We start from the raw sequence: 21,737 nt of genomic DNA, 5'->3' as shown, positions 1-21,737 counted from the left end.
CGTTAACTTCAGGACAGAGATATGACATCGACATCATCACGCAACCTCCCCCTGAAAGATCTCAAGGTGCTCGAACTCGGCCAACTGATCGCCGGCCCCTTTTCCACCAAGCTGCTGGGCGAGTTCGGTGCCGATGTGATCAAGATCGAGCCACCCGGAACAGGTGACCCTTTGCGCAAATGGCGCATTCTGGAGGAAGGAACCTCGCTCTGGTGGCATGTCCAATCGCGCAACAAGCGTTCCGTATCACTGGATCTGCGCACCCCAGAAGGTCAGGAGCTGGTGCGCAAACTGGCCAGCGAAGCGGATATTCTGGTTGAGAACTTCCGCCCCGGTACTCTGGAGGAGTGGGGGCTGGGCTGGGATGTTCTTTCCGAAGCCAACCCTGGACTGATCATGGCGCGCATCTCCGGCTATGGCCAGACCGGCCCCTACCGGGATAAACCCGGCTTCGGCGTGATCGGTGAGGCAATGGGCGGGCTGCGTTACCTGACCGGCTACCCGGATCAACCTTCGGTCAGAGTCGGTGTCAGCATCGGGGACTCCCTGTCGGCTCTCTATGCCGTAATCGGCATTCTGCTGGCTTTGCAGGAGCGCCAGCGCAGTGGTCTGGGTCAGATGATCGATGTTGCTCTGTATGAGTCAGTCTTTGCGATGATGGAAAGTCTGCTGCCCGAGTACGATGCACAGCAGGTGATTCGTGAGCCCGGTGGCAGCGCCTTGCCCGGTATCACTCCGTCCAATGCCTATCGTTGTCAGGATGGCGATTATGTTCTGATCGCCGGTAATGGCGACAGCATCTTCAAACGCCTGATGCAGGTGATCGGCCGCTCGGATCTGGCCGAGGATGAACGCTTCGCACATAACGACGGGCGCACCCAACATGCTCAACTGATTGATGACGCCATCGAGGCCTGGACGCTGGAGCGTCCGAGACAGGAGATTCTGGATACTTTAGATGGTGTCAGAGTGCCGGTCGGGTTTCCTTACACCGCTGCCGATATCGCAAAGGATGTGCATTTCATGGCCCGCGAGATGATCCAGACTATCGCCCGACCCAACGGCAAGCCGCTCAAGGTACCCGGCGTGCTGCCCAAACTCAGCGCCACCCCGGGCAGGATAGGCAGTGCAGGCCCGGCACTCGGCCAGCATACCGATGAGGTGCTGGATGAGCTTGGCATCGATCAGGCGACACGCGATAAGCTGCGCCAGGCTGGTATTATTTAGGAGATGACCATGAAGCAACTCCAGATCAATGAAGTAGCCCCCCGCGACGGTCTGCAGATCGAAGCGGTTTTCGTGCCTACCGAGCAGAAAATTCAGTTGATCAATGCACTCTTGGCAACGGGCCTGGCACGAATTGAAGCCACCTCCTTTACCTCGCCCAAGGCTATTCCCAATCTGCGCGATGCCGAAGAGGTGCTACGCGGCATCACGCGCCGACCCGAAACTCGCATCACCGTGCTGGTTCCGAATGAAAAAGGCTGCGAGCGTGCACTGAGTTGTGGTGTGGATGAGATCAATCTGGTGATGTCGGCCAGTGAATCGCACAGCAGGGTCAACCTGCGCATGACACCTGAACAGTCACTGGAGAAATTTGCGAATATCCTGCAGATCGCCAGTGGCAGCGGAGTGTTCATTAATGCTTCCCTCTCAACCGCTTTCGGTTGCCCCTTCGAGGGTGACATTCCCATGGATCAGGTGCTGAGACGAGTGGATCAACTGATCAACCTGGGTATCCAGGGTATAACCCTGTGTGACACAACCGGTATGGCCAACCCCGCTCAGGTCGGCAATCTGTGTGAGGCCGTTCTGCAACGCTGGCCTGATACCCCCTTCACCCTGCATTTTCATAATACCCGCGGCATGGGTCTTGCCAATGCGCTGGCAGCCTGGCAGGCGGGTATAATCCGCTTCGATGCATCGCTGGGTGGTCTGGGTGGTTGCCCTTATGCGCCCGGAGCCACCGGCAATGTCTGTACCGAAGATCTGGTTCACATGTTTGAGCAGATGGGAGTGAATACCGGTGTGGATCTGGACCGCCTGCTCAGTGTGGCAGCAACACTGCCTGATCTGGTTGGCCATGACACACCGGGACAAGTGGTGAGGGCTGGCAAAGCTGATCGGCGCTATGCGATGCCATAGTGTGAGGCACAGCTAATGTTTGAATACAGGCTACCCCAGTGATTTATACCTGCTATAGCCTGGACCTTGTCACAAACCGATGCACAGCCATGATCAACAGTGCCATCAACACTGCCAGTACAAAAACGGCCAGCGTACCTGCCAGGTCATTCATCAGCTCTGGACTGAATGCCATCACCAGCGCCAGCATCACCATGATCGTACCGCCGAGCAGTTTCAAGATCCGCCCCTGACGCTCTTCAAAACGACCCATTTTCAGCGTGACCAGTGCTACAAGGAAAATACTCAGCTCAACACCAAGATAGATCAGCAGATAGAGCGCAAGCAGCAGCAGGAAATCAACGCCCTGCACATCACGATCGGCCAGAATACCGCTCCAGACAACTGGAAAACCGGCGGTACATGGCAACTCAACCAATGCTATACCGGAGGCCATGACCACTGTTGCCAGCAGCAGACTGAATCCTGTCAGCTCATACCTGAGTAATGTGCGCAGCTTCTGATAGATACCGGGCTTCTGACTTTTCGGGATAGTGAACGAGATACCTTTTCCAAACAGGAAGTAATCCTTGATATTGACCAACCCAAACACCAGCGCCAGCAGTGCCACTGCCCACTGTACCCAGCTCAGATAAAGCACATAGCTGAGTACGCTGAATACACCGGATATGAAAGCCCCGTATATCGAAGCGGTGGTGAGAAGAAAAGTCACGCCTACCAGTAGAATGCGACGGCGCGAGCCTGAATGGATCACCAGGCCAAGCAGTAGTGCCAGCACCCAGATGGAGCAAGGGTTCATCCCATCCACGAAAGCGATCAGCAGGGTCAAAAGCAGCAGTGAGCTGTCTGTGGCTGACACCTCACCCAGCACAGGTAACTTGATTGCACGCCCTTCCACAGCCTTGGGAGTGGTCGACACCTGATCCGACAGTGGTAAATGTATAAGGGGCTGCTCTGCGATACCGGGTACAGGAATCGAGATCTCCGGCAGGCTGGAGTAGGCACGCACTACCGCCTGCTCTATCTGCTGCCGAATCGCAGGACCATCTCCAACCCAGACTTGTCCCTGAAAAAAGAGTGTTGGTACCGATCCTGGCTCTATCCCATGTACCGTAGCCATCGATATGAATAAGTCATGAAACCTGCCCTGTCGCCAGACCTCATAGGACTCAACTCTCAGCTCAGGCAGATCCTCCTGCAACTGGTTGATGAAGGATTTCAGGCTCTCGCAGTGTGGGCAACCCTCGCCCCAGAAAAGGTAAACTGTTTTGTCCGGGACAGCTTCATCATAATGGGTCGAAGCCCAAAGCGTCTGCAAAGAGAACACAAGGAGCAGCAAAAGCCAGGCGAACCGAAAAACACCCTTTGGCTTACGCTGACTGCATGAACGAACTGTAAGTCGTATCACTCAAGTGCCCCTGACTCATGTGCCCTGACAATAATCTAACAAATAAACCACCTCATTTAATATGACGCATTAGTCGCGTCATAGAACGTCACCAAAGCATTAACTGCTGAATTGTTTTCACGCATATGGAAGCTTAGCTTAGAAGTGTTCTCAGCTTATTAAAACAACACTTTATGGATAGCTTCATGTGCCCACTCGATACTTTGCAAGAACCCTTTACTATTCATGATCCGATATGGATCGTCATGCCAGATGGTGTCCGACTTGCCGCACGCTTATGGCTACCCGATAAAACCCGTAACAGCGCTCAGGTGCCGACTATATTCGAATACCTGCCCTATAGACGTCGTGATGGAACCCTGCTCCGGGATGAGGTCAATCATAGCTGGTTTGCTCGGCAAGGCTATGCTTGCCTGCGAGTTGATATCAGAGGGAATGGTGACTCAGAAGGATTCATGGAAGACGAATACACACCCATTGAGCTTGATGATGGGGTTAATGTCATCGAATGGATAGCACAACAGCCCTGGAGTAATGGTTCGGTGGGCATGATTGGCATCTCCTGGGGAGGTTTCAATGCACTACAGATTGCCGAACTTGCTCCAGAAGCACTGAAAGCTATCATCCCCATCTGTTTTACAGATGATCGATATGCTGACGATATTCACTATATGGGTGGCTGTCTGCTGACAGAGAATCTGGGCTGGTCCTCTCAGATGTTTGCTTATTCCTCACGCCCACCTGATCCAGAGATAGTCGGTAAGCACTGGCGCCAGATCTGGCGTGACCGACTGGAACACCAACCTCTGCTGATAGAAACCTGGTTACAGCACCAGACGCGTGACAGCTTCTGGAAACACGGCTCAGTGTGTGAGAACTATGCCAATGTCAAGGCTGCCGTATTGGCTGTAGGCGGCTGGGCAGATGCATACTCAAATGCAGTGCCACGTGTTCTAAGCGAACTGTCATCACCAGCGCGAGGAATAGTCGGTCCCTGGGCTCATAAATACCCTCATGTGGCCTACCCGGAGCCAAGAATTGATTTCCTGAACGAGTGCAAGCGTTGGTTCGATCATTGGCTACTCGGTATAGAGAATGATGTGGAAAAGGAGCCTCAGTTCCAATTTTACATCATGAGTTCGATTCCACCTTCGCGCCGAATAGATTACAGACCTGGACACTGGGCGGCAGAGCAATCCTGGCCATCCCCCAGGATATCGGAAAAAATTCGATATCTATGCCGAGATGGGTTAAGTGAAGTGGCAGAACAAGGCACAGATCAACTGACAGTCTCGCCAACACAAACCGTAGGTATGGCTGGACAAAGGTTCTGCCCGGGCATGCGCGATCTATACGAAATGGCCGATGATCAGGAAATAGATGACTTATACTCCCTGACGTTTGATACGGAAGCTCTGAGTCAGCCGATGGACCTGGTGGGTGCTGCAAGCGTCGATTTGACCTTCACCCCTGACCAGGCATCTGGCTTTGTTGTTGTACGCCTGTGTGATGTAAGACCCGACAACAGCGTCGCCTTTATCACGATGGGTATTCACAACCTGACGCACGACCCATCACATGCCAATATCAAGTACATGACGCCAGGCACTCCTCATCGAGTGAGCATTAAGTTAAACGATATTGCTTATTGTCTTCCGGTCGGACATAAACTGCGCCTGGCCCTATCAACCGCATATTGGCCAATGGTCTGGCCATCAGCCAACCCTCTTTCACTGAGGATCTCTCTGAAGGATTCCATCCTGAAAATCCCTACCAGATCATCCTATATCGTGGACAAGCCCGTCATGAAATTTCGGGATCAACCACCCTCACCGGCCCGAACAACGATACGTAGCGAAGGTTCTGACAGACTGATACATTACCTGAGTGATGGCACACAGGTAATGACACTGCTGACAGATGGCGGCAAAGAGCGCCTGACATCAACCGGGATAGAAACTGGCAGGAAAATAAAGGAAACCTACAGTCTCAATCCTGACAACCCTCTGTCAGCAAAAATGGAGGCTGAATGGGAGTACGAAGTGGGACGAGGTCGGTGGCAGACACGTACTGTCACCTGGTCACAGTTGACTTCAGATGCTGAAAAGTTTTACATCAAAGCCAGATTGCAAGCATTCGAAGGTGATCAACTCTTTTTTGAAAAAGAATGGGAGTCCAGCATTCTCAGGAACGGGCTATAGCCCGTTCCACCACTACTTTCATCTCTGAGGTAACTTGATTTCATGAGCCGACAAGATCTGACAAAAAACCTCAAACTACTCTGCAGCTATGCCCCTTCTATCTCCACAGTCTGTCGAGATCTGGATATCAACAGGCAACAGTTCACCAAGTATCTTAATGGCAGCTCTTTCCCCTCGCCACGCAATATGCGCCTGATTTGCGACTATTTTGGTGTTGAGGAAGAGGAGCTGCTGCTGCCGACCGCCCAGTTTGCGAGCATACTTTCCATCACACCCAAAACCCAGTCACTGGTAAGAGCACTGGGTCCCGCCGCCAGTCATATCAACGAAATGCTGGGGCGTTCGACAACGGGTATGCAGCATTATGCCGGATATTATTACTACTATTATTTTTCGCCGACCAGACCGGGAAAAGTTCGTAAGTCTCTGTTACGTATACATGAGCATCGGGATATTTTTTACACACGACTGGTTGAGCGTATACAGCCCTCGGCAAGCCCTCTCAATCGATCACACTTTTCACACTACCTCGGCGTGGCACTGATGCTGGCAGACAGAATTTTTATTGTCGACCATGAAGCCGATAATTTGAGCGCCGTCAGCCAGACTATCCTGCTGCCGAGTCATCGTACCGAATTGAAATTCCTCAGCGGAATGACTCTCGGGGTTCAAGGAAAATCTGCACGCTCTCCCTTTGCTGCACGTGTATTTCTTGAACGAATTGAACACCCCAAATCAATGTTCGAACTATTACGTCAGACCGGCCTGTTTGAACGTGATGACCCAGACTTGCCAAAATTCCTAGGATCGATACTTGGCATTCCGGAGATGACGCATGGAGACGCACTGATAGCCTATGAGCTGCTAAATTAACACGAAATTAAGCGAAATAAGCTTCAAATAGCGCCACTTGATTTGAAATGCGCAATTGTTGCTCTACTTGTCGTTCCTCATAATCAGCCCACAACACGAACAAATATAATAACGCTTAACGGCTTTTTCTGACTAAAAATACAAGTAAAGGAACAAGGCGATGAAACCCACTAAAAACCCCTGTCACTCTTCGGATGCTACAGCCATTACCCGTCGACGCTTTCTTCAGGGCACTGCTGGCCTTGGCGCCATGACACTGCTCCCGATGCAGGTCTGGGCGTCGGGAAATACACTCAGGATTCGTACCTACACCGAGCCCGACAACTTTGATCCCGTTGATGCATCAGGGTTTGGAGAGGAGATGCTGTATGGTTGTATCTATCGCAAATTGATTCAGTATGTCCCTGGGGAGCAATGGGGATATGACCTTGATCTCGCAGAGAAAATCGAACAACGCACGCCCACTGAAATTGCTTTCACGCTGAAAAAAAGGCAAATGTGGAGCGATGGTTATGGTGAAATTACATCAGAGGATATCAAGTTTTCCTTTGAGCGTATCCTTGATCCTGCAATGAAGTCCTCTCTGACCCAAGATCTGGGCAGTCTTACACATGTAGAGATCACAGGCACACACTCAGGTGTGCTTCATCTGGACAGGCCCTTTTCCCCCATCTGGGGAATCGCACTTCCCTATCTGGCTGGCACCATTGTCTGCAAGAAAGCAGTAGAAGCAGTAGGAGGAAGAATCACAACCGCTATTCCCCCCACTGTTTCCGGTCCCTATCGTGTGCGCGAATTACGTACTGGTGATCGCTGGATTCTAGAGCGAAATCCCGAATACTCAGGACCTCAGGCAGATTTTGAGCGAGTAGATATAGTCCATATAGATGACGCCCTGACAGCAGAAATAGGTCTTGAGGCAGGTAATCTGGAGTTCACGCGAGTCAGTCCCGGTTCTGTCTTGCGCCTGCGCAGGCAGAAACCAGCAGGTACAATGCTGACAGAACACCCTTCACTTTATTACGCCTGGCTGGGTATGAATCTTGATTCGCCCAAGCTATCTGATATCCGTGTAAGACAGGCAATCCAGTACGCTATCGATGTACCTTCAACACTGACCGCTGCATATTCAGGCTCAGTAGAATCATCAACCGGTATTATTGCGCCAGGTCTGGTAGGACATCGGAATAACACTCTGATACCTCCAGAGGGTGATCTGGAAATTGCCAGACTCCTGCTGGATCAGGCAGGAGTATCGACACTCAACCTTAGACTGGATGTTCTCAATACCTCTGTCTGGACCAGTGCCGCACAGGTTATCCAGGCAACAGCAGGGGCGATCGGCATTAATATTGAGATTCATGCCCACGAGTCCGGTTCCTTTTGGTCATTGGGCAAAGAGAGTGACGGAGATCGCTGGAAAAATCTTGAACTTGTCCTTAACCGATTCTCCATGGCGCCAGATCCCTACTATGCTACATCTTGGTTTACAACGGAGCAGGTTGGCATATGGAACTGGGAACGCTTTTCAAATAAAGAGTTTGATCAGCTTCATCAAGATGCGCTGGCTGAAACTGACAACACTAAGCGTCATGAGATGTATGTCCGCATGCAGAACCTGATGGAGGAATCAGGGGCCTACCGATTCCTGACCCATGAAAGCACTGCCAATCTTTATGTCAGCAATGTTGTGCCTGCAACTCGACCAGATGGCTTACCTCTCATCCAATTGTTCAGAAAAGCCTGACAAGCCCATCCCGTCCTTCACACCTGAGGGACGGGACGTTTCAGAAATTACTGACATGAGGTCTACATGGGACTTTATTTTCTTCAGCGTTTTGCGCTGGCGTTATCCATACTGTTTATCGCTGTATCGGCCCTATATGCCATCATGGTGATGCTTCCCGGTGACCCTACATCAGTGTTACTGGGGCCACGCGCGACCGAAGAGATGCGTGCAAATTACGCCTTGCAGATGGGTCTTAATGATCCGGTTATTGTCCAGATACTCAACTTCTGGGGACGTATTATCAATGGCGACCTTGGACAGGATGTACTGCGCAACCGCCCCGTTTCCGAGCCTGTACTTCAGGCGCTACCCTATACGGCCGCTCTGATTGCTGCCGCTATCATATGGTCTGCAACTCTGGGTATTTTGCTCGGTGCACTTTCAGCAGCAAAACGGAATACTGCGTTTGATCGCATTACCGGCATTCTTTCAGTCGCTTTCATTGCAGCCCCCTCCTTTGTCGTCGCACTTTGGAGTCTGCTTGTTTTTGCCGTCTTGCTGCGCTGGTTTCCGGCAATCGGAGCAGGTGAGCCAGGCAATCTCCCGGATCAACTCTACCACCTTATTCTGCCAGGATTTGCCATAGGCCTGAGCTGGGTAGGTTATATTGCCCGCATTGTCCGTGCCTCGATGCTTGAGGTGATGAGTGAGAACCATATTCGAACGGCCAGCGCATTCGGTATTCCACGTTACAGAATCATATATATCTATGCACTGCGTGTCGCTGTTCTGCCAGCCGTAACTGTACTTGGTGTTGGTGTAGGCGGGCTTCTGTCCAGCGCCGTGTTTGCCGAGATTGTTTTTGCCAGACCCGGTATCGGAAAACTGATCTATGAATCCGTCACCAGCCGAAACTACCCCGTCGTGATGGGCTGCATGCTGGTCTCCATAGGTTTTTTCCTGACCTGCACATTGATCGCTGACTTTATCAACGCCCTGCTCGACCCACGGTTAAGGAGCAAAAAATGAGTTTTCGTTATACGCTGGCTGGCAGACTGCTGCGTGACCCCCTAGCCGTCCTGGGTCTATCGATCATCGTCCTGCTGGTACTATCAGCTCTGTTTGCCGATCATTTGTCACCTCATGCCTATGCAGAACTGAATATAGCCAACCGTTTTGCCAGTCCCAGCCTTGAGCACTGGCTAGGCACAGACAATCTCGGACGCGATACTCTGTCACGTGTATTGCAGGGTGGCCGTATTGCACTATTGGTAGGAATACTGTCTGTTGTCATCGCCGGTGGTATAGGCTTGTTATTAGGCACTCTGGCCGGTTTTGGTCCACGCTGGCTGGATAACACTATTCTGTTCCTGTTTGATACCATGCGTGCCTACCCCACCATAATTCTTGCACTGGCGCTGGCCACACTGATGCCACGCGGTCTGAGTACTGTGATTATCGTGGTCGTGCTGACTTCTTTTTCGGAATATGGTCGTGTTGCCCGTACCCAGACTCAGAGTTTGCGTGAGCACGAATTCATTGCTGCAGAGCGGGCACTTGGAGCCTCCTCTATACGCATCATTTTACGCCATATACTGCCCAATATCCTGGGGCCCTTCTTCATTCTGGTAGCGATCAATCTGCCGGTGGTAATCACCATTGAGGCCGGCATGAGTTTTCTGGGTGTCGGTGTACCTCCCGGAACCCCGAGCTGGGGTTCGACGCTGAAGGATGGCTTTGATCATATTCGTACCACACCCTGGTTGATACTGGGAGGCGGCATTCCACTGATTCTTGTCACCATAGGTTTTACCTTCCTCGGTGAAGCGCTTCGCGATGTGTTGGATCCTAAACTCAGAGGTGAGCGATGAAAGCTGTTCTACAGGTACAAAACCTATCGGTTGATTTCGAAACTCAACGCGGCAGATTACAAGCACTGCGCGATGTCAGCTTCTCCATAGATGCCGGAGAAATTGTCGGTGTTGTGGGCGAGTCCGGCTGTGGAAAATCCACTTTGATCGCATCACTGATGCGGTTGCTGGCAGATAATGCCATCCTGCGCTCTGGTTCAGCTTTGCTGCAGGATAAGGATCTGTTACAGATCAGCCAACGCGATATGCAGGCCCTGCGTGGCCGTGATATCTCCGTTGTTTTTCAGGACCCGATGACGGCTCTTAATCCTGTCATATCCATTGGGCAGCAGATGATTGATATCCAGCATAGAGAGCAGATATCGAAAGCGGAAAAACGCAAGCGCGTGATCAATATACTGGAGAAAGTTGGCATTCCTGATCCTGCTTCGCGCCTCAATGCTTACCCACATGAGTTCTCAGGGGGCATGCGCCAGCGTGTCTGTATTGCCATGGCGTTGATGATGCGACCAAAGCTGTTAATCGCTGACGAGCCAACCACTGCACTGGATGCCACACTTGAAGTACAGGTACTGAGGCTACTACAGGAACTGCAGTCTGAGATAGGTTGCTCGATCCTGTTTATCTCACATCATCTGGGCGTTATTGCCGAGTTGTGTTCAAAAGTGATCGTCATGTACGCTGGTGAAGTGGTGGAGTATGGGCCGGTCAGCCAGATCTTTCGCTCCCCCTCCCACCCCTATACACGCAAACTCCTGGAGTGTGATCCCGGGCGGATCAAGGAACGCAGTCATGTGCTGCCATCTATCCCCGGTGAGTTGCCCGATCTGACTCAACCGCCTCCAGGCTGCATCTTCCGGCTTCGGTGTGATCTGGCCACAGAAAAATGCCTGAAGCAGATCCCGGAAGCACAAGCGGTCAGTACAGATCACTGGGCTAAATGCCATTATGCAGAGAGTGCACAATGAACGACACACTTCTCCAGTTAAACAATCTCAGAGTAACTTTTCCCGTCAATCACGGGCTCAAAGGACTCTTTACACCCAGGCATAAACGCTCTGTGGATGCAGTAGCCGGGGTTTCACTGCAACTGAATAAGGGCGAAACCCTTGCGATCGTCGGCGAAAGCGGCTCGGGGAAAACCACCTTGGCACGTGCTTTAAATGGCTTGGTGTCTATCGCCTCAGGTGAAGCAATATTTGATGGTCATGTATTACACCAAGATCCTGACTGGTCCCAGATACGCCGCGAAATGGCGATGATGTTCCAGGATCCGACCGGTTCACTGAGCCCTCGAATGACAGTCAGAAGCCTGATACTCGAACCCTTTGCGATTCATTCTGTCGCTCTGAATGACCCTGACCAAACCGCCATCTCCCTGTTGGAGAAGGCAGGCCTATCGCGTAGATTCCTGGATCGATATCCACATCAACTCTCAGGTGGCCAGGCGCGTCGTGTAGGTATTGCACGTGCCATAGCATTGCAGCCGAAGCTGATTCTGGCAGATGAGCCTACAGCAGGTCTTGATGTGTCGGTGCAGGGAGAGGTACTGACTCTGATGAATCATCTGAAACGCGACCTGGGCCTGACAACTATCATTATCACGCACAACCTGAACATCCTGCGCCATATTGCTGATCGTGTCGGCGTGATGTACCTGGGAAGACTGGTCGAGGTGGGCAGTGTAGAGGAGATCTTCAATACACCCTCTCACCCATACACCAAGGCTTTGCTATCAGCCAATCCGACACCGGACCCTGATGCAACCCATCATCGCATCGAACTGATCGGCGAAACCCCCTCGCTTCTTTCTCGCCCGGCAGGATGTGAGTTCCATACCCGATGCCCTTGGGCAAAAGCACAATGCTCCAGAGTTATGCCGGATCTTGAGACTCATACCAACGCCGCTAACCTTGTACGTTGCCATTTCCCATTGAATGAGCTTCACCCTGGAGCGATCAGCAGGCCCGATTAGCCGACATACCGGAGCCTCCATTACACACTGTTGAATAATGGAGGTGTCTGGAAAATTAACCCCCCTCAATGTTAGCGCTAACATTTTTTCCATCAAACCGTTGACATCTTATCCCTATGGAACTACTTTTAGCCTAACGAATGAGCTGATAAATGCTTTTATGTAGAAATGTTAGCGCTATCAATAAAAATAAGAGATCCACAATGACTGACACCTCTCATCAGAAGCCCCCCGCTTCTCTGATACGTCGCGCCGCCGAAGCGATGCTGGCACTGAGCATGTTCGGCATGGTCTGCGCTGTTTTCCTTAATGTTGTCCTGCGCTATCTGTTCAACTCTGGCCTGTCCGGTTATGAAGAGATCGCCCGCCTGCTGTTTGTCTGGCTGGTCTGTGTTGGTTCGATTCTGGCCAGTGCCGACAAAGAGCATCTGGTGTTTGATCTGCTGGTCACCCGCCTGCCCCGCAAGGCACAGATCATCTGTCTATGGACGGGTCGTGTGTTGGTCCTGGCCGTTCTTTGTCTGCTGATCAGCGGTGCCTGGGATCAGGTGATGGTTGGCATCAACAGCCGCAGCCCGGTGCTGGGCTATCCGCTCGGGCTGGCCGCCGGTGCCATCCTGCTGATGGCGGCCTGCATGCTGCTACTTCTGCTGCGTGAAAGCTGGCAGACCCTGCGTGGCCCAGAGCTGGCCACCACGTCATCTGCACCCGACTCATCTGCAACTGATTCTGCACGGCATTGAGGAACTGATCATGGCTATCGCAATTTTTCTGGTCGTACTCTTCAGCGCCATGAGCATCGGCATCCCCATCGCTTTCGCGCTGATGATGACGGCTGTTGCACTGATGTATCACCTCGACTTTTTCAACGCACAATTGCTGGCACAGAATGTTCAGGCAGGGTTTGACAACTTCCCGCTGCTGGCAGTGCCCTTTTTCGTACTGGCCGGTGAGTTGATGACCGCTGGTGGGCTGTCACAGCGTATCGTCGATCTGGCACGCGCCTTCTTCGGCCATGTCAAAGGCGGGCTGGGTTATGTCGCGATAGGCGCATCAGTGCTGCTGGCATCCATGAGTGGTTCGGCAATTGCCGATTCAGCCGCTCTGGCAACGCTTTTGCTGCCGATGATGCGGCGCCAGAACTATCCTGCAGGCAGCAGCGCAGGGTTGATCGCATCCGGCGGTATCATCGGCCCGATCATTCCACCCTCCATGCCCTTCATTATCTATGGTGTCACGACTAATACGTCGATCAGTCAGCTGTTTCTGGCCGGTATCGTACCGGGCATTCTGATGGCTGCTGCAATAGCGGTGGCCTGGGGCTGGATCGTGCGCGACAAGAATCTGCCGGTGGCAGAGAAACAGAGCTGGCATGAACGTCTGCTGGTACTGCGCCGCAGCATCTGGGCCCTGCTGCTGCCGATCATCATAATCGGCGGACTGCGCGGCGGTATCTTCACACCGACAGAAGCCGCCGTGGTTGCAGCCGTGTATGCCCTGATCATCACTACGCTGGTGTACCGCGAGCTGAATCTGGCTGGTGTCTATCAGGTGATGGTACGCGCCTCCAAGACCACCTCTGTGGTGATGTTTCTGGCCGGGGCAGCGATGGCCTCCTCCTACATGATCACGCTGGCGGATCTGCCCAATCAGTTGATTGAGCTGTTCGGTCCGATTCTGGATAAACCGATACTGTTCATGCTGGGCGTCGTGCTCTTCCTGCTGGTGATCGGCATGGTGATGGATCTGACGCCATCCATCCTGATTCTGGCTCCGGTTCTGGCACCGATGGCTGCCGCAGCCGGTGTCGATCCGGTCTATTTCGGGCTGATGTTCATCATGGCTGGCTGTGTCGGATTGATCACACCACCGGTCGGCACTGTGCTGAATGTGGTGTCCGGCGTCGGCAAGATGCCGATGGAATCGGTGGTGCGCGGCGTGCTGCCATTCATCACCGCTTATATCGTGCTGCTGGGACTGCTGATCCTGTTCCCGCAGATCGTTATCTGGCCACTGAAATGGCTCTCATGATCCACAAACCGAAAAACTGACAACACACATCTGAATAAAATGAGGAATCAATAATGAAAATAAAAACCCTGTTCATCGCCGGCCTGGTTGGCCTCTGTGTAGCCTCGACTGCCATCGCAGATATCCAGTCGCGTCAGATACGTTTCGGTTATGGCCTGAATGAAAACTCCAACCAGGGCCGCGCCACCAAACTGTTTGCTGAAGAGGTGGGCCGCCTGTCGGATGGCAAGCTGCGCATCCGCCCCTTCGGTGGTGCCACACTGGGCTCCGATGTGCAGATGCAGCAGGCGCTGCTCGGTGGGGCGCAGGAGATGATGGTCGGCTCCACCGCAACACTGGTCGGTATCGTGCCCGAGATGGCGATCTGGGATACCCCTTTTCTGTTCAACAGTGCAGAAGAGGCAGACGTGATTCTGGATGGCCCTGTCGGACAACAGGTCATGGATAAACTGGAAGAGAAAGGGTTGATCGGTCTGGTCTACTGGGAAAACGGTTTTCGCAACCTGACCAACAGTCGCCGCCCGGTGGAGACACTGGAAGATCTGGATGGCATACGTCTGCGTGTGATGCAGAACAATGTCTTTCTCGACAGCTTCAAAACACTGGGGGCCAACGCCGTGCCGATGGCCTTTTCAGAACTCTTCACTGCACTGGAAACCCGCACCGTCGATGGTCAGGAGAACCCCTACAACACCATTCTCTCCAGTAAATTCTATGAGGTTCAGGAATATCTGACCGTTACCAACCATGTCTACAGCCCCTGGATCGTACTGGTGAGCAAGCGCTTCTGGGATCGTCTGTCGCAGGCAGAGCGCGACATTCTGCTTGAAGCGGCCATCACGGCACGTGACTTTGAGCGTCAGGATACCCGTGAAGAAGCAGCCCGCGCACTGAGCGAACTTCAGGAAAAAGGGATGAAAGTGAATGAGTTGAGCAGTGATGAGGTCGAGCGCATGCGAGCGCAACTGACCGATGTCAATAAGAACATCGCCGAAGCGGTAGGTGTGGATCTGTGGAACAGCCTGCAGCAAGCGCTGACCGAGATCAGAACAGATAACAGTGTCAGCAGCAACTGACACGCCTGTCGAATCCAACTGTTAACTCTGTAACTCATTAACTCTGTAAGCCATGTCACCATGGATTGGCCCTGAAGCAATGCCGCTTCAGGGTCCTTTTTCCGAGCTGAACTGAAGATGATAAAAACGAATATCGTTGTAATGGGCGTGTGCGGTTCGGGCAAAAGCACCCTTGCCGAGCATCTGGCAACCCGTCTTGGTGGCGTGTTTCTGGAAGGTGATCGATATCACTCGCCGGAGAATGTGCGCAAGATGACCGCCGGCACGCCTCTGAATGATCAGGATCGAATCCCCTGGCTGCAAACGCTTGCCGAACAGATCCAACAGCATACGCAAAAGGATCAACAGTGTATTCTGGCCTGTTCAAGCCTGAAACGTATCTATCGGGACCAGTTGCGTAAACAGGCTGGCGATCTGCTGTTCATCTATCTACAGGGCGATGAGGCCACCCTCAGAAACCGAATGCAGTCCCGTCAGGGGCACTATATGAACATTGCACTGCTGCAGACTCAGCTCAATGACCTTGAAGAACCAGGTCCTGAAGAGCGCTGCCTGACCTTGTCGATCAATCAATCAATTGATGAGATGCTTACCAGTATTCTGCAATGGCTGCAGAATCAACACACTACACTCACACCCGGGATGTCGGTAGAATCATTCACCGAGCGCTCTGGCGCTGATCAGCATAAAGGCAAGCCATGACGGCTGGCTAAACAGGACTATCGCGGATGAAGGCAGCGCGGATGAAGACAGCGGGGAAAATCGGCCATCGTGGTAAGGGCCGCGCCAGACTTGAAGATGTCGCCCAGCGCGTAGGCGTCAGCGCCATCACGGTTTCACGCGCCCTTAACGACCCCGACAAAGTCTCCCCTGCCCTGCGCGAACGCATCCGTGCTGCGATTCTAGAAACCGGCTATGTCCCCAATCGTGCCGCCCGCTCACTGGCCAGCAATGCCACTCAGACACTGGCGGTGATCATCCCGTCAGTCTCCAACGCCGTATTCAGCAATGTGATCAAGGGGATCTATGATGTCTGCACTCCCCGTAACTACGACATGCTGATCGGCAACACCTACTACTCGCTGCAGCAGGAAGAGAGTCTGATCGAGAAGTTTCTGACGCATATGCCCGATGGCTTTATCATCACCGGGCTTGAGATGACGGAAGAAACGGAGCAGCGCCTGAGAATGAGCGGCCTGCCCATCGTACAGATGATGGAAACCGATACCCGACCGCCGCTGGATATGTGCGTCGGCATCTCGCACTTCGATGCCGGTGCCGCCATGGCAGACTATCTGATTGATCAGGGGTATCAGCAGATCAGTGTTATCGCCTCGCAGTTGGATGAGCGTACCCAGCATCGTATTCAAGGCTTCAGTCATCGATTGCGCGAGCGCCGCCCCGACGCACCGGAACAGATCATCGCCAACCCGAAGCCTTCCTCTGTTCAGCTCGGTGGACAACTACTGGCTGAACTGCTGGTGCGATTCCCGGATACCGACGCGGTATTCTGCTGTAACGATGACCTTGCCTATGGCGCCATCTATGAGTGCCAGCGCCGCCATCTGCGCATGCCACAGCAGATCGCCATCAGCGGTTTCAACGATCTGGAGCAGTCAGCCTGTATCAACCCCTCGCTCACCTCCATATCCATTCCACTCTATGAGATGGGCAAGACGGCAGCCGAGATGATGTTGAAGCGACTTAAAGGGGAGCAACCAGAACCGGCAATTGTGGATCTGGGGTTCCAACTGATGCGGCGGGAAAGTGCCTGAATCCAATTCAGTTATCTACTTCCTGAAGCTCTCAAGTGCCTGCGCCAGCTCCTGATCCGCCCACACAGGCAAACGATCAGCCGGCATGGGTCTGGCAATACCATAGCCCTGTGCCAGCTCACAACCAAGCGTGAGCAGTTGCTGACCATGCGCGGCAGTTTCCACCCCTTCGGCTATCACCTTCAGATTAAAGGCCCAGGCCAGCCCCAACACACCCTGTATGATCGACATATCATCCGGATCATCCAGCATGCCACGCACAAAGCTCTGATCTATCTTCAGGCAATCAACCGGCAGGCGCTTCAGATAGGATAGCGATGAATAACCCGTCCCGAAATCATCCAGCGAAAAAGTCACCCCCAGTGCATGACACTCCTCCATCACCTGCGTCACCTGCTGGATATCCTCCAGCGCACTGGTTTCGAGCATTTCCAGATCAAGATCAGCCGCATTGAGTTCGGGATAGTGCTGCAACGCACTGGCCAGTAGACTGGTGAAATCCCGCTGCTGGATCTGTCGGGCACTGATATTGATACTGACCGGACAGATAAAGCCCTGCCTGCGCCAGGCATCCATCTGCGCGAGCGCCTGATTCAGCACCCACTTGCCCAGCTCGATACCGATCTGATGATCTTCCGTCACCGGCATGAAGGCCGCAGGAGCCAGCACCCCCCTGTCAGGATGCTGCCACCGGATCAGCGCCTCAGCACCTATCAGGGCACCGTTGCTCATATTCACCTTGGGTTGATAATAGAGCACAAACTCATGACGCTTCAGCGCACGCCCCAGCTCCCAAAGCAATGACTGCTTCTCACGTATCTCCTCTTCCAGGCGAATATCAAACAGCTGATAACGGTTTTTGCCCGCCTGTTTGGCCTGATACATTGCCTGATCGGCATGTCTCATGAGTTGATCCGCCTCAACCGGATCCAGCGGATAAAAGGTGACACCAATACTGGCCGAGACGTTCAGGTACTGCCCATTGATCTCGTAGATATCGGCCGCCGTTGCCAGCAGGCGCTGCAGAATAGGATCACACTCCTGGATCTGCGACAGTCCTCCGATAACCGCCACAAACTCATCGCCCCCGATACGAGCCAGAGTATCCTGCTCGCGCAGGGCAGACTCCATCTCGACAGCCACTTTGCGCAGCAATTCGTCTCCCAACTCATGTCCGAAGCTGTCATTGATCTGTTTGAAACCATCCAGATCCAGATAAGCCACTGCAACCAGTTGCTCACTGCGTTTGGACTGACTCATCATCTGTCGAAGCCGATCAGACAGCAGTATGCGGTTGGGAAGCCCAGTCAGAGGGTCAAAGTGGGCCAGTTTCTCGAGCTGTTTCTCACGCTCCGCGACTATCGACATCGCCTGATTCAGCTCGGTCAGGTCAATATCAACACAGTACATCTCATGCTCACCGGCCAGCGTTCGATGCATCACATGGCTGGAAAATACATTGATCAGCGTGCCATCCTTGCGCAACAGATGCTCCTCTCCTGCCGGTATCGGCTGCCCGGCCTGAACCCATTGCCTGTGCGCCTCCTTGACCATCTCGCGTGCCTCATGTGGAATGATAAGATCCTCAATGCACCGTCCCGAGGCTTCCTCTTCGGTATAACCGTATAGATGCTCACTGGCCTTGTTCCACATGAATACACGGCGCTCACTGTCATAACCCTGCACAGCGATCGAAGGGATCTGTTCAAACAGATAACGAAAGCGCGATTCGCGCTCCTGAAGTAGCTCCAGTGCCCGTTTTCGTTCCAGCGTGTGGGTAATAATCTCACCCACAAGCCGGAGCAGCGAGATATCATCCCCACTCCAGTTGCGTTTCTTGCGAACGGCATCTACCCCGATAAATCCGACCAGTCGTGCATCCGACAGCATCGGTACCGCCAGCATGGACAGAATACTCTGGGAGTTGAGCAGTGCCTTATCTGCTTCCCACTCAGCGGGTAACAGGGCAACATCCTCGATAAAGACAGTCTTATGCTGACGGATAAGCATGGCAATCCGGAAGTCGTCGGTAAACGGCAGGTTCTGCAGCTCATCTATCTGAGTTGCAATTCCAGGTGCACACCATTCATGTGTGTTATCTGCAAAGGGTGGATCATCACGTATCTGGAACAGATAGGTGCGATCGGTATCCGTATACTCCGCGATCTGGGCAAGCACCTGCCTGATCCCGTCATCCAGGTTATCTGGTGAACAGACTACCAGCGAGGAGGAGATGTGGCTGATCAGCTTCTCCAGGGCGATGCGCTGATTCAGAAGTTGTATGGCTGTGTTTTGATCCATAAACAAGATAGCCAGCTACTGAATTGATCGTCATGACTGCGGTGTTCGCGTCGGCTTCCTTTCCACCAGATAGGGCGAAAGAGTCATCTCAGTATAGATCATTGAGCCAGCCTGATATGGATCTGACTACATAAAATTTCTGATGAGATGACCCGCCGCAGCCGATACGCTGTAATCAGCTGCAGCGGCAAAATCCAACGGGTGGTCAGCCTACCTTCAACCTGGCTGTGGGATTGGGCAGATCCGTAATGGTTCCACTGGCCAGCTCTGCCGCCAGGCCGACCGTTTCATGCAGCGTAGGATGAGCATGAATAGTGAGCGCCAGATCTTCGACACTGGCCTTGAACTCAATAGCCAGACTCAACTCACCTAACAGTTCTCCGGCGTTGATTCCAACAACCCCTGCCCCAAGCAAGGTACCTGTCTCGGCATGATGGATCAGTTTGGTTTTACCTTCGCTGCGCGCTTCACCGATCGCTCTACCACTGGCACTCCATGGAAAAACGGATACAGCATAAGAAACTCCCTGAGCCTTAGCTTGTTTTTCTGTCAATCCTGTCCAGGCGATTTCAGGATTTGTATAAGCGATCGACGGTATCGCCAACGGCTGAAATGACACCTTGTGTCCGGCAATCACCTCTGCCGCCACATGCCCTTCATGAGTTGCCTTATGCGCCAGCATCGGATCGCCATTAATATCACCGATTGCAAAAATATGCGGCACACTGGTACGCAACTGATGATCCACCGGGATAAATCCGCGCTCATCCACAAACACGCCGGCAGCCTCTGCTCCAATATCACCGCCATTGGGTTTACGGCCAACAGCCAACAGAATCGCATCAAAGGACTCGGTACTTTCCCCACCCTTGTTCGGAGATAGAGTAACCTGCAGACTATCTTTCTCCGCTTGCACATGGATCACGCGTGTTTCAAGCCGAACATCAAACAGTTCCTGGTTATATCGCTGATACACTCGCACCAGATCCTTATCCGCAGCAGGAATCAGTTGATCGGCGTACTCCACAATTGTGATCCTGCTACCCAACGCCTGATAAACAGTCGCCATCTCCATGCCGATAATGCCACCGCCGATCACCAGCAGACGCTCCGGTATCGAGGTCAACGCCAGCGCATCAGTAGAGTCCCAGATGCGCGGGTCATGCTGCGGAATAAACGGCAACTGCACCGGACGCGAACCTGCCGCAATAATCGCATGCTTGAAGCGGATACGCGTTTTAACCTGCCCCAGTGTCACTTCCAGTTCATGTGCGCCAGTAAAGTGCCCTTCACCCTGCAGGGTTTTGACTGATCGCTGACGAGCCATATTGCCAACACCGTTCACTAATCTGGATACTGCTGCATCCTTAAAACCTCGAACCGCGTTTATATCTATTTCCGGATCGCCTACTCTCACACCAATACCAGAAGACTCCTTGATCCCGGCAATCACCTTGGCAACATGCAGTAACGCCTTTGATGGGATGCAGCCGACATTCAGACAGACGCCACCGAGGGTACCGTATCGCTCGACCATCATCACATCCAACCCAAGATCGGCTGCTCTGAAAGCTGCAGAGTAGCCACCGGGGCCTGACCCAAGAACAAGCACATTGGTATCGATAATTGCGGACATGTTCACTCCTACACAGCTCATTAATGACATATTTATCTATCTACTGATAGGTAAGTATGCCATCAACACTTCCTTATCGACAAGACTCTTCCCTATAATCTATCTCTCACACCTCAACAGACGATATGTGCAACCATGACGAACACCGCAGACAAGATTCTCGATATTGCCGAAAGCCTGATCAGAAGCCGCGGCTATCAGGGGTTTGCCTTTCGCGAGATAGCTGCAGAAATAGGTATCAAGAGTGCGAGTGTGCACTACCACTTCCCAACCAAGGTTGATCTTGTCACCGCCGTGATGCACCGCTATTTTCAGCGTTTCAAGGGTGCGCTTGACCACATTGAAACTCTTGGCGATACCCCCACGGCCCGGCTCGAAAGCTATATCGATATGTATCGCCGGGAGATGAAGCAGCACAAGGCCATCCCCCTATGCATGATGCTCGGTTCGGATTTAGAGGTACTACCAGAAGCCGTAATTGAGTCTTTGAGGGCCTTCTATCAACTGAATATCGCATGGCTGAGCGATATAGTGCTGTCATCAACACCCGATCTCGGCCTGGAGGATGCAAGGCGCAAAGCATCGCTGCAGTTTTCAGCACTCAATGGTGCCCTGATGGGAGCACGTGCGCTGGATAGGCATATCTATTTTGAGGATGTCGTCACAGCACTGATCCAGACTATAAAATAGCGACAGTTTCATTTATATCTGGAAAA

The 21,737-nt window shown here is 52.8% G+C and carries 18 protein-coding genes; 15 read left to right on the top strand and 3 right to left on the bottom strand.

The genetic code is table 11. From position 1 onward, the window contains the following. Window positions 1-21 precede the first annotated feature (21 nt). Both F7R27_RS10465 and F7R27_RS10460 read left to right on the top strand, forming a co-directional pair. Complete coding sequence (locus F7R27_RS10465) at window positions 22-1,227, top strand: CaiB/BaiF CoA transferase family protein (RefSeq protein WP_151704211.1); 1,206 nt, start codon at window positions 22-24, stop codon at window positions 1,225-1,227. A gap of 9 nt (window positions 1,228-1,236) precedes the next feature. Continuing rightward, window positions 1,237-2,145 carry a hydroxymethylglutaryl-CoA lyase gene (locus F7R27_RS10460; protein WP_151704210.1) on the top strand — a complete coding sequence of 303 codons (909 nt, stop codon included), beginning with the start codon at window positions 1,237-1,239 and terminating at the stop codon, window positions 2,143-2,145. Window positions 2,146-2,197: 52 nt separating this feature from the next. On the opposite strand, the gene F7R27_RS10455 is transcribed toward F7R27_RS10460, so the two are convergent. Beyond that, window positions 2,198-3,553 carry a TlpA family protein disulfide reductase gene (locus tag F7R27_RS10455; RefSeq protein ID WP_206060471.1) on the bottom strand — a complete coding sequence of 452 codons (1,356 nt, stop codon included), beginning with the start codon at window positions 3,551-3,553 and terminating at the stop codon, window positions 2,198-2,200. Window positions 3,554-3,738: 185 nt separating this feature from the next. On the opposite strand from F7R27_RS10455, the gene F7R27_RS10450 reads away from it, so the two are divergent. The 12 genes from F7R27_RS10450 to gntR all read left to right on the top strand — a co-directional run bounded on the left by F7R27_RS10450 (window position 3,739) and on the right by gntR (window position 17,084). Further along, on the top strand, window positions 3,739-5,754 hold the full coding sequence (locus F7R27_RS10450) for a CocE/NonD family hydrolase (protein ID WP_168927479.1): 2,016 nt from the start codon (window positions 3,739-3,741) through the stop codon (window positions 5,752-5,754). Window positions 5,755-5,796: 42 nt separating this feature from the next. Beyond that, entirely contained in the window at window positions 5,797-6,627 is an 831-nt protein-coding gene (locus F7R27_RS10445) for a helix-turn-helix domain-containing protein (RefSeq protein WP_151704208.1), read from the top strand. Window positions 6,628-6,787: 160 nt separating this feature from the next. Continuing rightward, a complete protein-coding gene (locus F7R27_RS10440; RefSeq protein ID WP_151704207.1) occupies window positions 6,788-8,374 on the top strand; it encodes an ABC transporter substrate-binding protein in 1,587 nt (528 codons plus the stop codon). A gap of 66 nt (window positions 8,375-8,440) precedes the next feature. Then, window positions 8,441-9,385 carry an ABC transporter permease gene (locus F7R27_RS10435; RefSeq protein WP_151704206.1) on the top strand — a complete coding sequence of 315 codons (945 nt, stop codon included), beginning with the start codon at window positions 8,441-8,443 and terminating at the stop codon, window positions 9,383-9,385. Beyond that, window positions 9,382-10,227, top strand: coding sequence for an ABC transporter permease (locus tag F7R27_RS10430; protein WP_151704205.1), 846 nt, complete (start codon window positions 9,382-9,384; stop codon window positions 10,225-10,227). Before F7R27_RS10435 ends, F7R27_RS10430 begins: the two co-directional genes overlap by 4 nt. Further along, complete coding sequence (locus tag F7R27_RS10425) at window positions 10,224-11,195, top strand: ABC transporter ATP-binding protein (RefSeq protein ID WP_151704204.1); 972 nt, start codon at window positions 10,224-10,226, stop codon at window positions 11,193-11,195. The genes F7R27_RS10430 and F7R27_RS10425 overlap by 4 nt, the downstream gene beginning before the upstream one ends. Then, the gene (locus tag F7R27_RS10420; protein WP_151704203.1) at window positions 11,192-12,202 is read left to right on the top strand and encodes an oligopeptide/dipeptide ABC transporter ATP-binding protein; all 1,011 of its coding nucleotides are present in this window, start codon (window positions 11,192-11,194) and stop codon (window positions 12,200-12,202) included. Before F7R27_RS10425 ends, F7R27_RS10420 begins: the two co-directional genes overlap by 4 nt. Before the next feature lie 203 nt (window positions 12,203-12,405). Continuing rightward, window positions 12,406-12,945 (top strand): TRAP transporter small permease, encoded by a 540-nt coding sequence (locus F7R27_RS10415; protein WP_151704202.1) that lies wholly within the window; start codon window positions 12,406-12,408, stop codon window positions 12,943-12,945. 10 nt (window positions 12,946-12,955) lie between these two features. Then, window positions 12,956-14,233, top strand: a complete 1,278-nt coding sequence (locus F7R27_RS10410; RefSeq protein ID WP_206060470.1) for a TRAP transporter large permease — start codon at window positions 12,956-12,958, stop codon at window positions 14,231-14,233. A 53-nt stretch (window positions 14,234-14,286) separates the two neighbouring features. Beyond that, window positions 14,287-15,309, top strand: coding sequence for a TRAP transporter substrate-binding protein (locus F7R27_RS10405; RefSeq protein ID WP_151704201.1), 1,023 nt, complete (start codon window positions 14,287-14,289; stop codon window positions 15,307-15,309). Window positions 15,310-15,426: 117 nt separating this feature from the next. Beyond that, a complete protein-coding gene (locus F7R27_RS10400) occupies window positions 15,427-16,011 on the top strand; it encodes a gluconokinase (protein ID WP_151704200.1) in 585 nt (194 codons plus the stop codon). Window positions 16,012-16,052: 41 nt separating this feature from the next. Then, window positions 16,053-17,084 (top strand): HTH-type transcriptional regulator GntR, encoded by a 1,032-nt coding sequence (gene gntR / locus F7R27_RS10395; protein ID WP_151704199.1) that lies wholly within the window; start codon window positions 16,053-16,055, stop codon window positions 17,082-17,084. A 15-nt stretch (window positions 17,085-17,099) separates the two neighbouring features. On the opposite strand, the gene F7R27_RS10390 is transcribed toward gntR, so the two are convergent. Continuing rightward, on the bottom strand, window positions 17,100-19,385 hold the full coding sequence (locus F7R27_RS10390; RefSeq protein ID WP_151704198.1) for a putative bifunctional diguanylate cyclase/phosphodiesterase: 2,286 nt from the start codon (window positions 19,383-19,385) through the stop codon (window positions 17,100-17,102). A gap of 205 nt (window positions 19,386-19,590) precedes the next feature. Next, complete coding sequence (gene lpdA, locus F7R27_RS10385) at window positions 19,591-21,021, bottom strand: dihydrolipoyl dehydrogenase (RefSeq protein WP_151704197.1); 1,431 nt, start codon at window positions 21,019-21,021, stop codon at window positions 19,591-19,593. 135 nt (window positions 21,022-21,156) lie between these two features. On the opposite strand from lpdA, the gene F7R27_RS10380 reads away from it, so the two are divergent. Continuing rightward, complete coding sequence (locus tag F7R27_RS10380; RefSeq protein WP_151704196.1) at window positions 21,157-21,711, top strand: TetR/AcrR family transcriptional regulator; 555 nt, start codon at window positions 21,157-21,159, stop codon at window positions 21,709-21,711. Window positions 21,712-21,737: the final 26 nt, after the last annotated feature.

It is taken from the genome of Nitrincola alkalilacustris, from assembly GCF_008973755.1.
GTDB classification, from domain to species: Bacteria; Pseudomonadota; Gammaproteobacteria; order Pseudomonadales; family Balneatricaceae; genus Nitrincola; species Nitrincola alkalilacustris.
Note: the sequence above shows the minus strand (reverse complement) of the source record. Positions and strands in the feature narration are given on the sequence as shown.

Bases quoted from the DNA above. Each gene is read 5' to 3' on its own strand.
- F7R27_RS10465 (WP_151704211.1), top strand. From the start codon at position 22: ATGACATCGACATCATCACGCAACCTCCCCCTGAAAGATCTCAAGGTG.
- F7R27_RS10430 (WP_151704205.1), top strand. From the start codon at position 9,382: ATGAGTTTTCGTTATACGCTGGCTGGCAGACTGCTGCGTGACCCCCTA.
- lpdA (WP_151704197.1), bottom strand. From the start codon at position 21,021: ATGTCCGCAATTATCGATACCAATGTGCTTGTTCTTGGGTCAGGCCCC.
- F7R27_RS10415 (WP_151704202.1), top strand. From the start codon at position 12,406: ATGACTGACACCTCTCATCAGAAGCCCCCCGCTTCTCTGATACGTCGC.
- F7R27_RS10435 (WP_151704206.1), top strand. From the start codon at position 8,441: ATGGGACTTTATTTTCTTCAGCGTTTTGCGCTGGCGTTATCCATACTG.
- F7R27_RS10410 (WP_206060470.1), top strand. From the start codon at position 12,956: ATGGCTATCGCAATTTTTCTGGTCGTACTCTTCAGCGCCATGAGCATC.
- F7R27_RS10450 (WP_168927479.1), top strand. From the start codon at position 3,739: ATGTGCCCACTCGATACTTTGCAAGAACCCTTTACTATTCATGATCCG.
- F7R27_RS10440 (WP_151704207.1), top strand. From the start codon at position 6,788: ATGAAACCCACTAAAAACCCCTGTCACTCTTCGGATGCTACAGCCATT.
- F7R27_RS10405 (WP_151704201.1), top strand. From the start codon at position 14,287: ATGAAAATAAAAACCCTGTTCATCGCCGGCCTGGTTGGCCTCTGTGTA.
- F7R27_RS10400 (WP_151704200.1), top strand. From the start codon at position 15,427: ATGATAAAAACGAATATCGTTGTAATGGGCGTGTGCGGTTCGGGCAAA.
- F7R27_RS10420 (WP_151704203.1), top strand. From the start codon at position 11,192: ATGAACGACACACTTCTCCAGTTAAACAATCTCAGAGTAACTTTTCCC.
- F7R27_RS10445 (WP_151704208.1), top strand. From the start codon at position 5,797: ATGAGCCGACAAGATCTGACAAAAAACCTCAAACTACTCTGCAGCTAT.
- F7R27_RS10380 (WP_151704196.1), top strand. From the start codon at position 21,157: ATGACGAACACCGCAGACAAGATTCTCGATATTGCCGAAAGCCTGATC.
- F7R27_RS10460 (WP_151704210.1), top strand. From the start codon at position 1,237: ATGAAGCAACTCCAGATCAATGAAGTAGCCCCCCGCGACGGTCTGCAG.
- gntR (WP_151704199.1), top strand. From the start codon at position 16,053: ATGAAGACAGCGGGGAAAATCGGCCATCGTGGTAAGGGCCGCGCCAGA.
- F7R27_RS10425 (WP_151704204.1), top strand. From the start codon at position 10,224: ATGAAAGCTGTTCTACAGGTACAAAACCTATCGGTTGATTTCGAAACT.
- F7R27_RS10390 (WP_151704198.1), bottom strand. From the start codon at position 19,385: ATGGATCAAAACACAGCCATACAACTTCTGAATCAGCGCATCGCCCTG.